A 14,917-nucleotide genomic window follows, 5' to 3' on the forward strand; every position below is an offset into this window, starting at 1 on the left:
GCTTTACATGAGCTTCTCCTGAAAGGCGGCCTTAGCCGCCTTTTTTGTTGGCGCTGGCGCAGATATTGTAAGCTTGCGTCATCCGGGCGGCTCATATAGAAATGAAACGATTCTGACGGGCTGAGTGGCCAATTTATGTTGAAAGTGTTAGGTATAGACCCCGGTTCACGGTTCACGGGTTACGGCGTGGTGGAGTGGGGCGGCGGCAAACCTCGTTATGTCGCCAGCGGTTGTATTCGCGTTACCGGGGAGACATTGGCGGAGCGCCTGCGATGTATTTATCTGGGAGTAACTCAGGTCGTCAGCATGTATGCGCCTCACGAGGCGGCGATTGAGCAGGTTTTTATGGCCCGCAACGCGGATTCCGCTCTGAAGCTGGGGCAGGCGCGAGGCGTGGCGATTCTGGCTATGGCGGAACAGGGACTGCAGGTGGCGGAATACTCCGCCAAAAAGGTAAAGCAGTCTGTCGTAGGTAAAGGGAATGCGGAAAAGTGGCAGGTGCAACATATGATGCAGGCGATGCTGGGTCTGGAGGCCAAGCCGCAGGCGGACGCGGCGGATGCGCTGGCGATCGCGGTCTGTCATCTGCATACCCAGCAAAGTTTGATGCGCATCGGGTCGGTGTCAGGCAGTCGTCGTGGTCGCATGCGATAAGTGCTTTTAGGTAAGGGCTGGTTAATTATCGGCCGCTTATGGCTGCATGTTAGGACTTTTGAGTGACGTCGCTCCTGAAATTATTGGCTGATATATAAAAGAAGAGGTTTCCCCTTGATCGGAAGACTGGTTGGTAAATTGGCGGAAAACCATCCGCCTTTCGTGTTGTTGGATGTGAATGGCGTTGGCTACGAGGTGGAGGTGCCTTTGTCAGCGTTGGGTTATTTACCCAAGCTGGGCGAATCCTGCTCTTTATTCACGCACTTCGTGGTGCGTGAAGACGCGCAACTGTTGTACGGATTTATCCGTCGCGAAGATCGCGAACTGTTTCGCTTGCTGCTGAAGGTCAATGGCGTGGGCCCGAAAATGGCGGTTGCGATTCTGTCTCACATGTCCCCGAATGAGTTTGTCGAGTGCGTTCGCGGCGATAATCTGACTCGCCTGACCAAGATGCCGGGCGTGGGTAAAAAAACCGCTGAAAGGCTACTGATTGAAATGCGTGACCGGATCAAAGATTGGGGCGCAGGAGATCGTGAATCGGCGACGCCGGAGCTGCTGAATCAGTCTGCTGGCGGGCATTCCCATCTTGAAGAAGCGGAAGCCGCTTTACTGGCTTTGGGCTACAAGCCGCAGGAAGCCAGTCGCGCGATTAACGCGGTCTATAAGGACGGCATGGGGCGCGATGAGCTGATCCGCCTGTCCCTGAAGGGGATGGTAAAAACCAAGTAGCCACGCTATGATGCCCCGAACGTTTGACGCCAATAAAGACCTCAAAAACACCCCATGATCGAAGCAGATCGCATTATCTCGCCAAGCGCCACTCTGCAGGAAGATTCTCAAGATCGAGCCATACGCCCCAAAAGGTTGGAAGACTATGTCGGCCAGCCTCAGGTGCGTGAGCAAATGGAGATCTTCATCAATGCTGCGCGTGGACGCCAGGAAGCCTTAGACCACACTCTGATATTCGGTCCTCCCGGGCTGGGTAAAACCACGTTAGCGAATATCATCGCCAACGAGATGGACGTCTCCATCAAAACCACCTCTGGCCCCGTACTGGAAAAAGCCGGCGATCTTGCTGCGCTATTGACCAATCTGGAGCCGAAGGACGTGCTGTTCATCGATGAAATTCATCGGCTCAGCGCGGCGGTTGAGGAGGTGTTATACCCGGCGATGGAAGACTACCAGCTGGATATCATGATCGGGGAAGGGCCGGCGGCGCGCTCCATCAAACTGGATCTGCCTCCGTTTACCCTGGTGGGCGCCACCACCCGGGCGGGACTGCTGACGTCGCCGCTGCGAGACCGTTTTGGAATCGTGCAGCGCTTGGAGTTTTACTCGGTTGAGGATTTGCGCCATATCGTTTCCCGTTCGGCCAGCTTGCTCGGCGTCTCTATTGATGACGGCGGCGCCCATGAAATCGCCAGACGCTCAAGAGGAACGCCCCGTATCGCCAACCGCTTACTGCGTCGCGTGCGCGATTATGCGGAAGTAAAAGCGGACGGCGCCATTACCAATGATGTGGCGGACAAGGCTCTCAACATGCTGAACGTGGATTTGCACGGCTTCGATCATATGGATCGCCGTCTGTTGCTGGCCGTCATGGAAAAGTTTGATGGCGGTCCGGTGGGCGTGGAGAGTTTGGCTGCGGCTATCGGTGAAGAAAAGGGCACTATCGAGGATGTGGTGGAGCCATATCTGATTCAACAGGGTTTCCTAATGCGCACGCCGCGCGGCAGGGTGGCGACTCAGGCGGCGTACGATCACTTCGGATTAACCATGCCGGAGTAGAGATGACAAGGCTTTTGGCGAAATTTTATTAAGGGAATTTAATGACTTCCGGCTCGTTTGTGTGGCCCGTTCGAGTATATATTGAAGACACTGACGCTGGCGGTATCGTTTTCTACGCCAACTATCTGCGTTTTATGGAAAGAGCTCGCACCGAGTTCATCCGGTCTCTTGGGTTCTCCAGACTGGAGACGGTGGATCTTGACGCCCAGTTCGTCGTGCATAGTTTAGCCTTGCAATATCACAGCCCGGCGCGACTTGATGACGAAGTGGCGGTAAGCGCCCACATTGTTAAATTGGGGCGCACCTACATGGAGTTTGAGCAGAACATCACTCGAGGCGCTAAGGCGGAACTGCTGGTCTCGGGTAGAGTCAAAGTCGCCTGCATCGACAAAGTCAGCTTTAAGCCCAGGCCGATTCCGGGAAATTTGGCCTCGGCGCTGCAAAAAGGTATAAACGTTTAGTTTTTGCGGCTCCGCTATGAAAGGCGGCGGCCCGCCAACGATAAAAACAGCAATAGGAGTCCTATAAGTGGAGGATAAACTTTCAATTTGGGCGCTGATTAGCAACGCCAGCTTTTTGGTGCAGATTGTCATGCTGATCCTGCTCGCAGCCTCGATTGTCTCCTGGATGATTATCTTCCAGCGCGCCAGAATATTCGGCTTGGCGCGCAGGGCGACCACCAAATTTGAGGAGCGCTTCTGGTCCGGTATGGATCTTAATCAGCTCTACCGCGAGTCCAGCGCCGCGCCGAACCCTAATAGCGGCATGGAGCAAATCTTCCGTTCCGGTTTCAAAGAATTCTCCCGTTTGCGTCAGCAAACCGGCGTCGACCCTGATGCGGTGATGGAGGGTACGCAGCGTTCAATGCGCGTCGCCATGTCCAGAGAGATGGATCGGTTGGAGGCTCATTTGCCGTTTCTGGCGACAGTCGGCTCCACTAGCCCTTATATCGGACTGTTCGGTACGGTATGGGGGATCATGAACTCCTTCCGTGGGCTCGCGCAAATTCAGCAGGCCACTATCTCTACCGTGGCGCCGGGTATTTCTGAAGCCTTGATTGCAACGGCCATGGGGCTTTTCGCCGCAATTCCGGCGGTAATCGCATACAACCGTTATTCGGCCAGAAGCGAGAGTCTCGCCAATTCCTTTCAGACTTTTGCGGAAGAGTTTTCCAGCATCCTGCATCGCAGAGTTCACGCAAAGTCCTCTTAAAAGGAGAACCATCCTTGGATTTTACTCGCGTAAAGAAAAAGCAGATGGCGGAAATCAACGTCGTCCCCTACATCGACGTCATGTTGGTGTTGCTGGTCATTTTTATGATTACGGCGCCCATGTTGATGCAGGGCGTGGACGTGGATTTGCCGCAAACAGAGTCGGAAGCGTTACAGATTTCTCCCGATACGCCGCCTCTAGTGGTGTCGGTTGACGCGTTCGGCGCTTACTTCGTGGAAGTGGGCGACGACCGTTCCAAGCCCATGCCTCTGGAAGATGTAGTGAAGCGGGTGAGCACCGTGCGGGAGACCAACAAGTCTGTGATGGTCCTGGTGCGAGGCGACCGTAATGTGCCGTACGGAACGATAGTGGGGCTGATGGCGGCGTTGAAGGACGCTGGCGTGGCGAATGTCGGGCTGATTACAGAGAAGCCTTAAGCTGTTATGGGTGAAAGATAAGCTGTGATGGATAGCCCCGGTAATCAACCAAAAAGCGGATACATCGGTCCGGCGCTGTTTTCCGTTATCTTGCACTTGGGTATTGCGGGTCTGGCGTTTCTGGGCTGGTCCGCGCATACGCCCCCGACTCCTGTTGTCCCTCACATGCAGGCGATGGTGATTGACGCCGAAACGTTGAAGCAAATGACCAAGCCTCAGCCTAAACCTGCGGTCAAGAAAGAAGAACCAAAGCGGGAAGAAGAGCAAAAGAAGCAGCAAGATCAGGAAAAGCAGCGCCAGGAAGAATTGAAGCGCCAAGAACAGGCGAAGCAGGAAGCTGAGCGTAAGGCTGCGGCGGAAAAAAAGCGTGAACAAGAAGCCATTGCGTTGAAGAAAAAGCAGGAAGAGGAACGCAAGAAGAAAGAGGAAGAAAAACGTCAGGAAGACGAAAAGCGTAAAGCCGAAGAAAAGAAACAGGCTGAAGAAAAACGCAAGGCGGAAGAAGAGCGTAAAAAGAAAGAAGCTGAGCGAAAGAAAAAAGAGGAAGAGAAGCGCCTGGCCGAGCAAAAGCAAAAAGAGCTTGAGCGTCAGATGAAAGAGGCGCGTGAGAAGAAGCGCCAGGAAGAACTGAAGAAAGCGGAAGAGCTGAAAATGGCTCAGGAAGCGGCCGAGTATGAGCGTCGCTTGCAAGAGCAGCTTGAAGCGGAGAGTTCTGCTCAGCGGCAACAGCGTGAACTGACTGAAGTTGAGAAGTACAAAGCGCTGATTTATTCCTCTTTGGTTCAGGCTTGGCTGCAGCCTCCGGGGGAGATCAAAGGCTTGAAGGCGGAGCTACAGCTTCAGTTGTTGCCAACTGGAGAACTTTTGTCCGTCAAGGTTGTTAAATCTAGCGGCAATAGCGCTTTCGATCAGTCTGCGATTGGCGCCGCGAATGCGGTAAGAAAATATTCCGTACCCTCTGATCCCAGTTTGTTTAATCGGGAATTCAGAAACGTAACCATTATTTTTAGTCCCAAATAAAAATCACTGCCTATTTGTAAATGTTCCAATGAAAAAACATATTTTTTTTACACTGGTGTTATTGATAAGCGGGTTGGCGAGAGCTGATCTGGTCATTGAAATTGATAAAGGGAGTCGGGCCGCTATACCTGTGGCGGTGGTTCCATTCGCCAACGAGTCAGGGCAACCTTTGGCGGAAGATATCGGGCAAATTGTCACTGAGGATTTAAAGCGCTCTGGCGATATCGAGCCTTTGGATCGAACCAAAATGCTAAGTATTCCCAGCAAGGCTGAGGAAATTTATTTTCGCGATTGGGGATTGCTGGGACAGCGTTACCTGTTGGTTGGTGGGGTTCAATACGATGCGCCATCGCAGGTCTATAAGGTGCGCTATGAACTCTACAACGTTCAATCGCAGCAACGAGTAATCGGAAAGATCATCAGTGGAAAAAGTGAGCAGCTGAGAGATTTGGGGCACGCTATTGCGGATGCCGTATACGAAGCGGTGACAGGAATTCGCGGAGTTTTTTCCACGCGTATCGCCTACGTCACTTTAGAGAAAAGCGGTTCCAAAAATATCTATAAGCTGGAAGTGGCGGATGCAGATGGGCGTCGCTCAAAGCTGGTTTACAAGTCGGCAATGCCTATTATTTCTCCTGCCTGGTCTCCCGATGGTAAAAAGTTGGCGTATGTCTCTTTTGAATCTCAGCGCCCAGCTATTTATGTGCAGGACGTCGCCAGCGGTGTGCGGACGCAGGTAACGTCTTATAAAGGTCTGAATAGCGCTCCAACCTGGTCTCCAGACGGAAGCAAACTGGCGGTGACTTTGTCGAAAGACGGCAATGCCGAACTTTATGTGCTGGACCTGCGTAATAATTCCCTGAAGCGATTGACCAATCACTGGGCGATCGATACTGAAGCATCCTGGTCTCCTGACGGCAGAACTATTGCCTTTACTTCGGATCGCGGCGGCGGCCCGCAAATTTACTTGATGGATGCTTCTGGCGGCTCTCCCCGCAGATTGACCTTCGAAGGTCGCTATAATTCACGTCCTCGTTTTAGCGTTGACGGCAAGAAGGTCTATTATGTTCATCAACGTGACGGTTCATTCAATGTGGCGTCACTGGATTTGGAGTCAGGACAGGATCAGATTTTGACGCAAACCGAAATGGATGAATCTCCAAGTGTCGCGCCCAATGGAAGTATGATAATTTATGCAACCCAGAAAAACGGTAAGGGCGTATTGGCGGTTGTAGGAGTGAATTCCGGATCGAAGTATACCCTGCCGGCCCAGTTTGGCGACGTGCGGGAACCGGCCTGGTCCCCGTATATTTCAAGATAAAACAAGCTAAGTATGTAAGGAAAAGCTATGAATGTACTGAGTATTCGTAATATTTTCGCGCTGGTGTTGGTCTCTTTTATTGCAGCAGGTTGTACTTCAACCGATACCAAACCAGACGAAACTGTTGGCGTAGTTGATCAAGACGGCGCTGACGCAGGCGGCGTTGGCCTGGGCAACGGTTCTGGTTTGTCTGAAGAAGAATTGGCTGAGCAGCAGCGTCTGGCTGAGCAAAACGCAATGACTGCAGAGCAAGACGCTCTGCGTGAAGTGCGCGTATTCTACTTCGATTTCGACAAAACTATCGTGAAGCCTGAGTCTCACATGTCTCTGCGCGCTCACGCAGCGTTGCTGGCGGCGAACCCTGCTGTAAAAGTAGTTCTGAACGGCTATGCGGATGAGCGTGGCACTAAAGAATACAACCTTGCGTTGGGCGAGCGTCGCGCGCAGGCGATTGAGCGTTTTCTGGTGGTCAATGGCGCCAGCGATAGCCAAATCGAAACTGTTAGCTACGGCGAAGAGTTCCCGGTTGATCCTTCTCACAACGAAGCAGCCTGGAACAAAAACCGTCGCGTAGTAATCGAGTACAAGTAATCTTATTTGAACTATTAAGGACGGATAGCTGAACTGATGTCTAAGAAAACTATTCGGAAGGTAACTCTCCTTGGCGTATTGGCGTGTGGAGTCTTGTCTCCATTGGCGTTGGCGGCTTCGTCAACGACAACGCCAGTGCTGCAAGTGCGCCCGGCGCAACAACCAGCCCCTTCTGCGGGCGGTTCTGCGGCGGAAATGCTCTACATGTTTGAGCAGATGCAACAGGAGGTGAGGGAGCTCAGAGGGCAAGTGGAAGAGCTCAGGCATCAGGTTGACCAGATGAAAAAGCAAGAGCGTGAGCGCTACATTGATCTGGATCGGCGAATATTGGAGTTGCAGCGTCAGGGGACTCAGGCGCGGGAAACCCGTCCCCCTGTCGCTGTTGACGGCCCTGCGCCAACGACAGGCGTGGATGCGTCGGTTACGCCGACGCCAGGTCCTGCGAGCAGTTCTGATGAGTCGCTGGAGTTGACTCCAAATAAAGCGCCTCCATCCGCTGCAGAGCAGCAGGAGTACGATCAGGCGTTTGATTTGATCAAGCGTCGAGAGTACGACAAAGCGGTGGAAGCCTTGCATGCTTTCATTAAAAAATATCCGGAATCGGAGCTCTCCGCCAATGCATATTATTGGTTGGGAGAAGTGTATTTGGTAATTCCCAAGCTTGAACAGGCGCGTCAGGCGTTTGTGGTCGTTGTGGGAAAGTATCCTGAGCACAGGAAGGCGCCGGATGCTATGTATAAGCTTGGCGTCACCTATCATCGTTTGGGTGATAATGCCGAAGCGAAGAAATATTTGAGTCAAACCGTAAGTCGTTTTCCAGGTACTTCTTCAGCAAATCTGGCGAAAGATTATTTAAGACAGGTGCAGTGAGGGCGCCTGAAAAAAAGATGCGTTTTTTCTGAAAAAAATTTGAAAAAACCTCTTGTCATTTCCCTCAGAATCAGTAGTATATGCGCCTCGCTTGGGTCGTTAGCTCAGTCGGTAGAGCAGTTGGCTTTTAACCAATTGGTCGATGGTTCGAATCCATCACGACCCACCATTAAATTCCAGATTGTCGCCATAAAGGCGATAATCATCCAAGAAAGTTTCTTGGGTCGTTAGCTCAGTCGGTAGAGCAGTTGGCTTTTAACCAATTGGTCGATGGTTCGAATCCATCACGACCCACCATTCTTCACAAAGCGGGGCCTTCAAGGCCCCGTTTTTGTTTCTCCTGCTCCCCAGTGTTCCTTACGCTCTTATCTGTATGTCAATGAAAGGCTTAATCGGCGTTCATCATGTCGTATAATGTCGCTATGGCGGTAAAATGCTGTGGATACAAAAAACTATTAAATACGGGTCAAAATTGATGAGTGCTATAAGCGACCGAATTTTTGTTCAGGAGCATCTCGCTCGAGAGCACGAAGCCAGTGAATTAAGTCCGGAAGAAGCGGAGCGCCTGAAGGCGGAGATAAAAGAGTTGTTGGTGCAGGAAGATGCTGTGCTGGTGGCTCATTATTACACTGATCCTTTGCTGCAGGCGTTGGCGGAAGAGACCGGGGGTTGCGTTGCGGATTCTCTTGAGATGGCCCGTTTTGGCAATCAGCATCCAGCGTCCACTCTGATGGTGTGTGGCGTTCGTTTCATGGGGGAAACGGCGAAGATCCTTAACCCTGAAAAAACGGTTCTGATGCCCACTCTGGAGGCGACATGCTCGCTGGATATTGGTTGCCCCGTAGAAGAGTTCTCTGCGTTCTGTGATGAGCACAAGGACCGTACGGTAGTGGTGTACGCGAATACGTCCGCTGCGGTGAAGGCGCGCGCAGACTGGGTGGTCACATCCAGCATCGCCCTGGATATCGTCGAATATTTGCATGAGCGGGGCGAGAAGATCATATGGGCCCCTGACAAACATCTGGGCGGCTATGTGAAAAACAAGACTGGGGCGGATATCTTGCTGTGGGATGGCTCCTGTATCGTGCATGAGGAGTTCAAATCGAAAGGTTTGTCCGATCTCAAACAGCTCTATCCTGATGCTGCGGTATTGGTGCATCCTGAATCGCCGGAGGCTGTCGTGGATATGGCGGACGTTGTAGGTTCTACGTCGCAGTTGATCAATGCGGTCAAGAACATGTCGAACGAGCAATTCATCGTCGCTACCGATGCCGGCATTTTTTATAAGATGCAGCAAATGGCTCCGGAGAAAACGCTTATCGAGGCGCCGACGGCAGGCAATGGCGCCACATGTCGAAGCTGTGCGCACTGTCCCTGGATGGCGATGAACGGACTGGAGAATTTGCGTGACGTTCTGATCAGTAAGCGTCAGGAAATTATTGTGGAAGCGGATTTGCGGGAGAAGGCGCTTATCCCGCTGCAGCGGATGCTTAACTTCTCCAAAGAGCGCCAGATGGCCGTAAAAGGCAACGCGTAATCATGTGGCTATGAAGGCGCTTCGATGTGGAGCGCCTTTAATATTAAAACTTAAATTCCTTTCCTGCCTCGGCAAAGTCCTTCATCCGTTTTTGGATGACCGCCATTCTTTGATAGTTCCCTTCACTTTTGCTAAGCGCCTGGCGTAACTGTTGCGTCGCTTTGGTGATATTTCCGGTCAGATAGAAGTATTCCGCCCGCGCTTGATGCAGCTCGGCGATTGAGCCTGCCAGTCCATGGGTTTCCGCCAGTTCATACCAGAGGCTGGGCTCGGCGCTGTAACTTGAGGTTAATCCGCGCAGCAAGCGTTCCGCCTCTTTGTGATCCCCCTGCTGATTCAGAAGGCGAGCCAGATCCATGCTGAGCGGATAGTTGCCAGGATTGCGTTGCAGGTGCTTTTTAAGCACCTGAATGGCTTCATCGTTTCTTTTGCTCGCCGCCAGCCAGTCCGCATAGGCGATGACAATGGATATCCGGTTGCTGTCTACTTTCAGCAGTTGTTCCATCGCTTCTTTGGCGTCCTGCGGGCGTTCCACTTTGTTAGCGCTGATGACCTGTCCATACAGCGCCGCCAGGCGTGAATTTTCTGTGCCGCCGGTGGCTTGCGCCTTGAAAAGATTAAAGGCGTCCTCGGCGTTCTTGGCGTAATGCAGAAGCACGCGGCTTTGCATGATGTAGTAGTCAGGGTCCTCTTTGTAAACACCGGCGGGGTAATTGGCGGCTCTGGCGGCGGTGTCCGACACGCGACTCTCTGTGAGAGGGTGAGTGCGCAGGTATTCGGGAAATTGCTGGGCGTAGCGATTGTTGCGGAGCATCTTTTCAAACATGGTGGACATGGCGCGAGGCTCCATGCCGCTGGCTGCCAGCGTCTCCAGGCCGAGTCGGTCCGCCTCCTGCTCGTTCTGTCTGCTATAGCTCAATTGTTCCTGTATCGAATAGGCCTGTGTTGAGGCTAAGGCTGCGACGCCAGCATCTGAACCGGCGGTGGCGGCGATAATCACGCTCGCCAGAATGCCCGCCATATTGAGGGCGGTGTGCATCTTGCTTTCTTCCAGGCGACGTGCGAAATGGCGTTGGCTTAAGTGGGCGATTTCGTGAGCGAGTACGCCGGCCATTTCCTGTTCGCTCTGGGCATATAAAAACAAGCCGGCGTTGACGCCTATAACGCCGCCAGGAACGGCGAATGCGTTCAGGATGTTGGAGTCGACCACTACGGTGGTCAGGTTGTGGTCTTGCAGCTCGCTGTTGGGCGCCAGCTTATAAATCAGGTCTCGCACGTAAACTGTTAGCAACGGGTCTGCGTACGTAGGAAGCTGTGAGCGCAGAGAGCGCAACCAGGCTTGTCCCAACGCTTGCTCTTGGGCGGGCGTAATGATTGCGCCGCTGCTATCTCCCAGCTCCGGTAGCGTGGATTCGTCGGCGTAAGTGACGGGGGGAAGAGCTAGGCTGAACAGTAATGGGATAAGGTATTTTTTGCGCATGGGACCAGGTTTCGGCAGCAGAATCCGTCAAATGGCGGAATGCGTGATTTACACGACTTTAAGCTGTTTTGAGGAAATCTTCTAATACTTTAACGCCTGAGATTGTACGTCAATCGGCGGAAAGAAGTGACGTCTTATCAATTACAATATAGCAATATGTAGTTGATATCCCTATCATGCGGGGCGAATCAACCGGTATTTGGAGGGGTGATGTCTAATCAGGAGGCGGCGGTCAGCACGCTTGATTTGAGGGGCTTGAAATGCCCGATGCCGTTGTTGAAGACCAAGCAGAAACTGAATGCGATGGCCGCTGGCGAGCAATTGCTGGTGTTGACGACAGATCCGGGGTCGCAAAGGGATTTTTCTTCCTATTTGCAACTTAGCGCGCACACTCTGGTGGAGAGCAGGGTGGAAGAGGGCGAGTTTCATTTCCTGATCTTACGCGGCTGATTCTCTCCGGTGACATTAGATGTGAGCGCATTTCGATGTTAAAAGTATTTAAGAGCTGGTTTGACAAGTACTTCTCTGACGAGGAGGCCGTCATTCTGTTTATCCTGCTGGTAGCGGGCGTTCTGGTGATGGCGTTTTTCGGCGCCATGCTGGCGCCGGTAATCGGCAGTATTGTCATTGCTTATATTCTGCAGGGGCTGGTGATCAAGCTACAGCGTCTGGGAATGGGGCATATTTATGCAGTGCTTTCCGTGTTTGCGATATTCGTGGGCGTGACGCTGGCGAGCGTGCTGCTGATCCTTCCGTTGATGGTGCGTCAGGTCACCTCCTTATTTCAGGAGCTGCCCACTATGATGACCAATCTGCAAACCTTGATAAAACTCCTGCCTGAGCAATACCCCCAATTTTTTACAGAAGAGAGTGTGGTGGGACTGTCTCGTCAATTAACGACGGAAGTGAGCAAGATCACGCAGTGGGTTTTCTCTTTCTCCTTATCCAGTATTCCCACTTTGCTGGCGATCATGATCTATGCGGTGCTGGTGCCGATCATGGTGTTCTTCTTCCTGAAAGACCGGGGCGTCATTTTGAACTCGCTGTCGACGCTACTGCCTACAGAGCGTCGCTTGATGACCAATATCTGGGCGGAGGCCAACATGCAGTTCGCCAACTACATCCGCGGCAAAGTGTTGGAGATTCTGATCGTGGGTGTGGCCACCTATGTCGCATTCGTACTGATGGGGCTCAACTATTCCCTGTTGCTGGCGGTTCTGGTTGGGCTGTCGGTGGTGATTCCCTACATTGGCGCGGCGATTGTGACCATTCCTGTGGCGTTGATTGCGCTGTTTCAGTGGGGGTGGGGGCCTGATTTCATCTGGTTGATGGTGGCTTACGGCGTTATTCAGGCGCTGGATGGTAATGTGCTGGTGCCATTGCTGTTCTCCGAAGTGGTGAACCTGCATCCAGTGGTGATTATCGTCAGCGTATTGGTATTTGGCGGGTTATGGGGTATCTGGGGCGTGTTTTTCGCGATTCCATTGGCGACCTTATTGAAGGCGATCTTTTCAGCCTGGCCAACCGTCAAAGCGGCGGGAGTATAATGTAAGGACGAGCCCGGCGGTCCGGGCTCGTCCTTAAAATCAAGAAACTTCTTCAACTGCGTTTACAACGCTTTAGCGGCTTCCAGTACTTCCGCTACGTGTCCTTTCACCTTTACTTTGCGCCACTCATTACGCAGCATGCCTTTGGCGTCAATGAGAAAGGTTGAGCGCTCAATTCCCATATATTCCTTGCCGTAAAGCTTCTTTAGCTTGATGACGTCGAAAACCTTGCATACAACCTCATCCGGGTCCGTGATGAGTTCGAATGGAAAGTCGTGTTTGGCTTTGAAGTTCTGGTGGGTTTTCAGGCTGTCTTTAGAGACGCCGAATACTACAGTGTTCAGCTTTTCGAATTCAGTGTAGTTATCTCTGAAGTCCTGGCCTTCTGTGGTGCACCCCGGGGTATGATCCTTAGGGTAGAAATAAATGACGACATTTTTGCCTTTCAGGTCGCTCAGTCGAACGGTTTGATCCGGGGTGGCCTGGGCCTCGAAATCGGTAACGGTTTGTCCTGGTTGCGCCATGGTGGCTCCTTATTTCTGTTTCGGTCGAATTGATTAGGATTAATATGTGCGCGGAGCGCCTAGCTGTGTGTTTTTACGTTGGCGCTCTGATGACGGATGGATGTCGCGCTAAGTTAAATTGAGCGCATTGGTTCGAGTACGGCGTCCAGATTAAGGTCGTCGCAGAACAGCATGAACTCTTCGCGCAAACTCGCCAAATGCATGTCCGCAGGAATGTTTACGGTCATGTTGATATTAAACATTTGCGTGCCGGAATGCGGGGCGCTGTAGGTGTTGGTCTGCAGTTCATCGATATTGATTTTGCGGGAATAAAAGAACTGCGCAATCCGGTAAACGATGCCAGGCTGATCCAGCGCCACTACATTGACGTTATAAGTAAGCGCGCGCACAGGGCGTCGGGCCTGGGTTTGCTTAATGATCAGATTCAGATCAAGCTTGCGGGCCAAAGGGGGGATTATATTTTCCAGTTTGGCGATGGCGTCCCAGCTGCCGGACACCATCATAACCAGGGCGAACTCAGCGCCCAGCACCGTCATGCGGCTGTCGACAATATTGCACTGGTAGTCTGAGCAGGCTTTGGCCAGTTCGTTAACGATTCCCGGGCGGTCTCCGCCAATAGCGGAAATGACCAGATAATTTTCTCTAGGCAATGTATTTCCCATTCTTAATGTATATGTGTAGATGGATTGCAACGCACATACTCCTCCGGGCCCCCGCCACTGTCAAGTGTCCCCGGGCGGGGCGTTGCGGGTCCTTTTATCCGCGCCAGTCTTGTTAATATTAAGGGTGGGAAGTACCATACCCGGGTTAGTAGAGGAAGGGCTCTCGGCGCCGTTCAAGCGCTGTTGTGAAATCGCTTTACAGCATATTCCGGAATTATTCATGGCATTCCTATTCCGCATGGATGGCGAGCGTTGTCCATAGGCGGCGCGTTTTATTCCACAAGCGTCCTGCGACGCCGGTTTAGTGCGTAAAGAACTAGTTGTTAATACGTGGAGAACAAGATGATAAAAGGTAGCTTGGTTGCATTGGTGACTCCCATGCTTGAGGATGGCGCCATTGACTGGCCAAACCTTGACCGATTGCTCGATTTTCATATTGATAACGGCACTCACGGCATTGTCGCCGTAGGCACAACAGGGGAGTCCGCGACCCTGGATTTTGAAGAGCACGAAGCGGTTATCAAGCGAGTGGTGGATTACGTCAATGGACGCATCCCCGTTATTGCAGGCACAGGCGCCAACTCCACGACCGAAGCTCTGCATCTTACGGCGCAGGCGAAAAAAGCCGGCGCTGACGCCTGTCTTCTGGTGACTCCCTACTACAACAAGCCCACCCAGGAAGGTCTTTTCCAGCACTTCAAAAAGCTGGCGGAAGCCGTCGATATTCCACAGATTCTTTACAACGTACCTGGGCGCACCGCTTGCGATATGTCCAATGAAACCGCACTGCGGCTGGCGCAGATCCCAAACATAGTGGGGATTAAGGACGCTACCGGCAATTTGGATAGAGGGCGTCAGCTTATTAACGCTTCTCCTGAGGGGTTTGCGGTTTATTCTGGTGACGACGGCACGGCGGTTGAGTTGATGCTCGCCGGCGGCAAGGGCAACATCTCCGTCACCGCCAACGTGGCGCCTAAATTATTGTCCAGTCTGTGTGAATTCGCTTTGAAAGGCGATGCGGACGCTGCTCGCGCCTTACAGGAGAAACTGCAACCCCTGCATAGCGCCATGTTCGTTGAATCCAACCCTATCCCGGTGAAGTGGGCGATGACTGAAATGGGGCTGATCAGTTCCGGAATTCGTCTCCCACTGACGGAGTTGAGCCCTGAACGCAGACCTCAAGTGCGCGACGCTCTATTGGCGTTGGATCTGATTAGCGAATAACGGACGGCCTCTGTTTTGATGAAACGTTTATTGAGTAGTGTTCTTATTGC

Annotated in this window: 17 protein-coding genes and 2 tRNA genes; 16 read left to right on the plus strand and 3 right to left on the minus strand. The window is 52.4% G+C overall.

Features of this window, described 5'->3' with window-relative positions; translation table 11 throughout:
- The first annotated feature begins 135 nt into the window (after nucleotides 1–135).
- From ruvC to nadA, 13 genes are all read left to right on the plus strand, one after another.
- On the plus strand, nucleotides 136–654 hold the full coding sequence (gene ruvC / locus EUZ85_RS10820; protein WP_206618043.1) for a crossover junction endodeoxyribonuclease RuvC: 519 nt from the start codon (nucleotides 136–138) through the stop codon (nucleotides 652–654).
- Nucleotides 655–768: 114 nt separating this feature from the next.
- Nucleotides 769–1,383, plus strand: coding sequence for a Holliday junction branch migration protein RuvA (gene ruvA, locus EUZ85_RS10825; protein ID WP_127969308.1), 615 nt, complete (start codon nucleotides 769–771; stop codon nucleotides 1,381–1,383).
- Nucleotides 1,384–1,437: 54 nt separating this feature from the next.
- Nucleotides 1,438–2,442: a Holliday junction branch migration DNA helicase RuvB gene (ruvB, locus tag EUZ85_RS10830; RefSeq protein ID WP_127969309.1), complete on the plus strand. Its 1,005-nt coding sequence runs from the start codon at nucleotides 1,438–1,440 to the stop codon at nucleotides 2,440–2,442.
- A 41-nt stretch (nucleotides 2,443–2,483) separates the two neighbouring features.
- Nucleotides 2,484–2,903, plus strand: coding sequence for a tol-pal system-associated acyl-CoA thioesterase (gene ybgC / locus EUZ85_RS10835; RefSeq protein ID WP_127969310.1), 420 nt, complete (start codon nucleotides 2,484–2,486; stop codon nucleotides 2,901–2,903).
- Between the two features lie 67 nt (nucleotides 2,904–2,970).
- Nucleotides 2,971–3,654: a protein TolQ gene (gene tolQ, locus EUZ85_RS10840; RefSeq protein ID WP_127969311.1), complete on the plus strand. Its 684-nt coding sequence runs from the start codon at nucleotides 2,971–2,973 to the stop codon at nucleotides 3,652–3,654.
- A 14-nt stretch (nucleotides 3,655–3,668) separates the two neighbouring features.
- The gene (tolR, locus tag EUZ85_RS10845; RefSeq protein ID WP_241567010.1) at nucleotides 3,669–4,091 is read left to right on the plus strand and encodes a protein TolR; all 423 of its coding nucleotides are present in this window, start codon (nucleotides 3,669–3,671) and stop codon (nucleotides 4,089–4,091) included.
- A gap of 27 nt (nucleotides 4,092–4,118) precedes the next feature.
- Nucleotides 4,119–5,111, plus strand: a complete 993-nt coding sequence (tolA, locus tag EUZ85_RS10850) for a cell envelope integrity protein TolA (RefSeq protein WP_241567083.1) — start codon at nucleotides 4,119–4,121, stop codon at nucleotides 5,109–5,111.
- A gap of 28 nt (nucleotides 5,112–5,139) precedes the next feature.
- Nucleotides 5,140–6,432, plus strand: coding sequence for a Tol-Pal system beta propeller repeat protein TolB (gene tolB, locus EUZ85_RS10855; RefSeq protein ID WP_127969313.1), 1,293 nt, complete (start codon nucleotides 5,140–5,142; stop codon nucleotides 6,430–6,432).
- 27 nt (nucleotides 6,433–6,459) lie between these two features.
- Nucleotides 6,460–7,023 (plus strand): peptidoglycan-associated lipoprotein Pal, encoded by a 564-nt coding sequence (pal, locus tag EUZ85_RS10860; RefSeq protein WP_127969314.1) that lies wholly within the window; start codon nucleotides 6,460–6,462, stop codon nucleotides 7,021–7,023.
- A 36-nt stretch (nucleotides 7,024–7,059) separates the two neighbouring features.
- Complete coding sequence (gene ybgF, locus EUZ85_RS10865; protein ID WP_127969315.1) at nucleotides 7,060–7,893, plus strand: tol-pal system protein YbgF; 834 nt, start codon at nucleotides 7,060–7,062, stop codon at nucleotides 7,891–7,893.
- A gap of 93 nt (nucleotides 7,894–7,986) precedes the next feature.
- A tRNA-Lys gene (locus tag EUZ85_RS10870) sits at nucleotides 7,987–8,062 on the plus strand.
- A gap of 52 nt (nucleotides 8,063–8,114) precedes the next feature.
- Nucleotides 8,115–8,190 (plus strand) — tRNA-Lys (locus EUZ85_RS10875).
- Between the two features lie 178 nt (nucleotides 8,191–8,368).
- Nucleotides 8,369–9,430: a quinolinate synthase NadA gene (gene nadA, locus EUZ85_RS10880; protein WP_127969316.1), complete on the plus strand. Its 1,062-nt coding sequence runs from the start codon at nucleotides 8,369–8,371 to the stop codon at nucleotides 9,428–9,430.
- A gap of 43 nt (nucleotides 9,431–9,473) precedes the next feature.
- Here nadA and EUZ85_RS10885 read toward each other — a convergent pair whose 3' ends face one another.
- Nucleotides 9,474–10,910, minus strand: a complete 1,437-nt coding sequence (locus tag EUZ85_RS10885) for a M48 family metalloprotease (protein ID WP_127969317.1) — start codon at nucleotides 10,908–10,910, stop codon at nucleotides 9,474–9,476.
- Between the two features lie 210 nt (nucleotides 10,911–11,120).
- On the opposite strand from EUZ85_RS10885, the gene EUZ85_RS10890 reads away from it, so the two are divergent.
- Together EUZ85_RS10890 and EUZ85_RS10895 are read left to right on the plus strand one after the other, a co-directional pair.
- The gene (locus EUZ85_RS10890) at nucleotides 11,121–11,360 is read left to right on the plus strand and encodes a sulfurtransferase TusA family protein (RefSeq protein WP_127969318.1); all 240 of its coding nucleotides are present in this window, start codon (nucleotides 11,121–11,123) and stop codon (nucleotides 11,358–11,360) included.
- A 35-nt stretch (nucleotides 11,361–11,395) separates the two neighbouring features.
- The gene (locus EUZ85_RS10895) at nucleotides 11,396–12,457 is read left to right on the plus strand and encodes an AI-2E family transporter (RefSeq protein ID WP_127969319.1); all 1,062 of its coding nucleotides are present in this window, start codon (nucleotides 11,396–11,398) and stop codon (nucleotides 12,455–12,457) included.
- Between the two features lie 62 nt (nucleotides 12,458–12,519).
- Here EUZ85_RS10895 and EUZ85_RS10900 read toward each other — a convergent pair whose 3' ends face one another.
- Together EUZ85_RS10900 and EUZ85_RS10905 are read right to left on the minus strand one after the other, a co-directional pair.
- Nucleotides 12,520–12,981 (minus strand): peroxiredoxin, encoded by a 462-nt coding sequence (locus EUZ85_RS10900; protein ID WP_127969320.1) that lies wholly within the window; start codon nucleotides 12,979–12,981, stop codon nucleotides 12,520–12,522.
- A 113-nt stretch (nucleotides 12,982–13,094) separates the two neighbouring features.
- Nucleotides 13,095–13,631 carry a glycine cleavage system protein R gene (locus tag EUZ85_RS10905; protein ID WP_241567011.1) on the minus strand — a complete coding sequence of 179 codons (537 nt, stop codon included), beginning with the start codon at nucleotides 13,629–13,631 and terminating at the stop codon, nucleotides 13,095–13,097.
- A 354-nt stretch (nucleotides 13,632–13,985) separates the two neighbouring features.
- Between EUZ85_RS10905 and dapA the strand changes: the two genes are divergently transcribed.
- Nucleotides 13,986–14,867 (plus strand): 4-hydroxy-tetrahydrodipicolinate synthase, encoded by an 882-nt coding sequence (gene dapA, locus EUZ85_RS10910; RefSeq protein ID WP_127969321.1) that lies wholly within the window; start codon nucleotides 13,986–13,988, stop codon nucleotides 14,865–14,867.
- Nucleotides 14,868–14,917: the final 50 nt, after the last annotated feature.

Source organism: Hahella sp. KA22 (assembly GCF_004135205.1).
Classification (GTDB): domain Bacteria; phylum Pseudomonadota; class Gammaproteobacteria; order Pseudomonadales; family Oleiphilaceae; genus Hahella.

Coding starts and splice junctions, on each gene's coding strand:
- tolA (WP_241567083.1), top strand. CDS start 4,119: ATGGATAGCCCCGGTAATCAACCAAAAAGCGGATACATCGGTCCGGCG.
- dapA (WP_127969321.1), top strand. CDS start 13,986: ATGATAAAAGGTAGCTTGGTTGCATTGGTGACTCCCATGCTTGAGGAT.
- EUZ85_RS10900 (WP_127969320.1), bottom strand. CDS start 12,981: ATGGCGCAACCAGGACAAACCGTTACCGATTTCGAGGCCCAGGCCACC.
- EUZ85_RS10885 (WP_127969317.1), bottom strand. CDS start 10,910: ATGCGCAAAAAATACCTTATCCCATTACTGTTCAGCCTAGCTCTTCCC.
- ruvB (WP_127969309.1), top strand. CDS start 1,438: ATGATCGAAGCAGATCGCATTATCTCGCCAAGCGCCACTCTGCAGGAA.
- tolB (WP_127969313.1), top strand. CDS start 5,140: ATGAAAAAACATATTTTTTTTACACTGGTGTTATTGATAAGCGGGTTG.
- EUZ85_RS10895 (WP_127969319.1), top strand. CDS start 11,396: ATGTTAAAAGTATTTAAGAGCTGGTTTGACAAGTACTTCTCTGACGAG.
- nadA (WP_127969316.1), top strand. CDS start 8,369: ATGAGTGCTATAAGCGACCGAATTTTTGTTCAGGAGCATCTCGCTCGA.
- pal (WP_127969314.1), top strand. CDS start 6,460: ATGAATGTACTGAGTATTCGTAATATTTTCGCGCTGGTGTTGGTCTCT.
- ybgF (WP_127969315.1), top strand. CDS start 7,060: ATGTCTAAGAAAACTATTCGGAAGGTAACTCTCCTTGGCGTATTGGCG.
- EUZ85_RS10890 (WP_127969318.1), top strand. CDS start 11,121: ATGTCTAATCAGGAGGCGGCGGTCAGCACGCTTGATTTGAGGGGCTTG.
- ybgC (WP_127969310.1), top strand. CDS start 2,484: ATGACTTCCGGCTCGTTTGTGTGGCCCGTTCGAGTATATATTGAAGAC.
- ruvC (WP_206618043.1), top strand. CDS start 136: ATGTTGAAAGTGTTAGGTATAGACCCCGGTTCACGGTTCACGGGTTAC.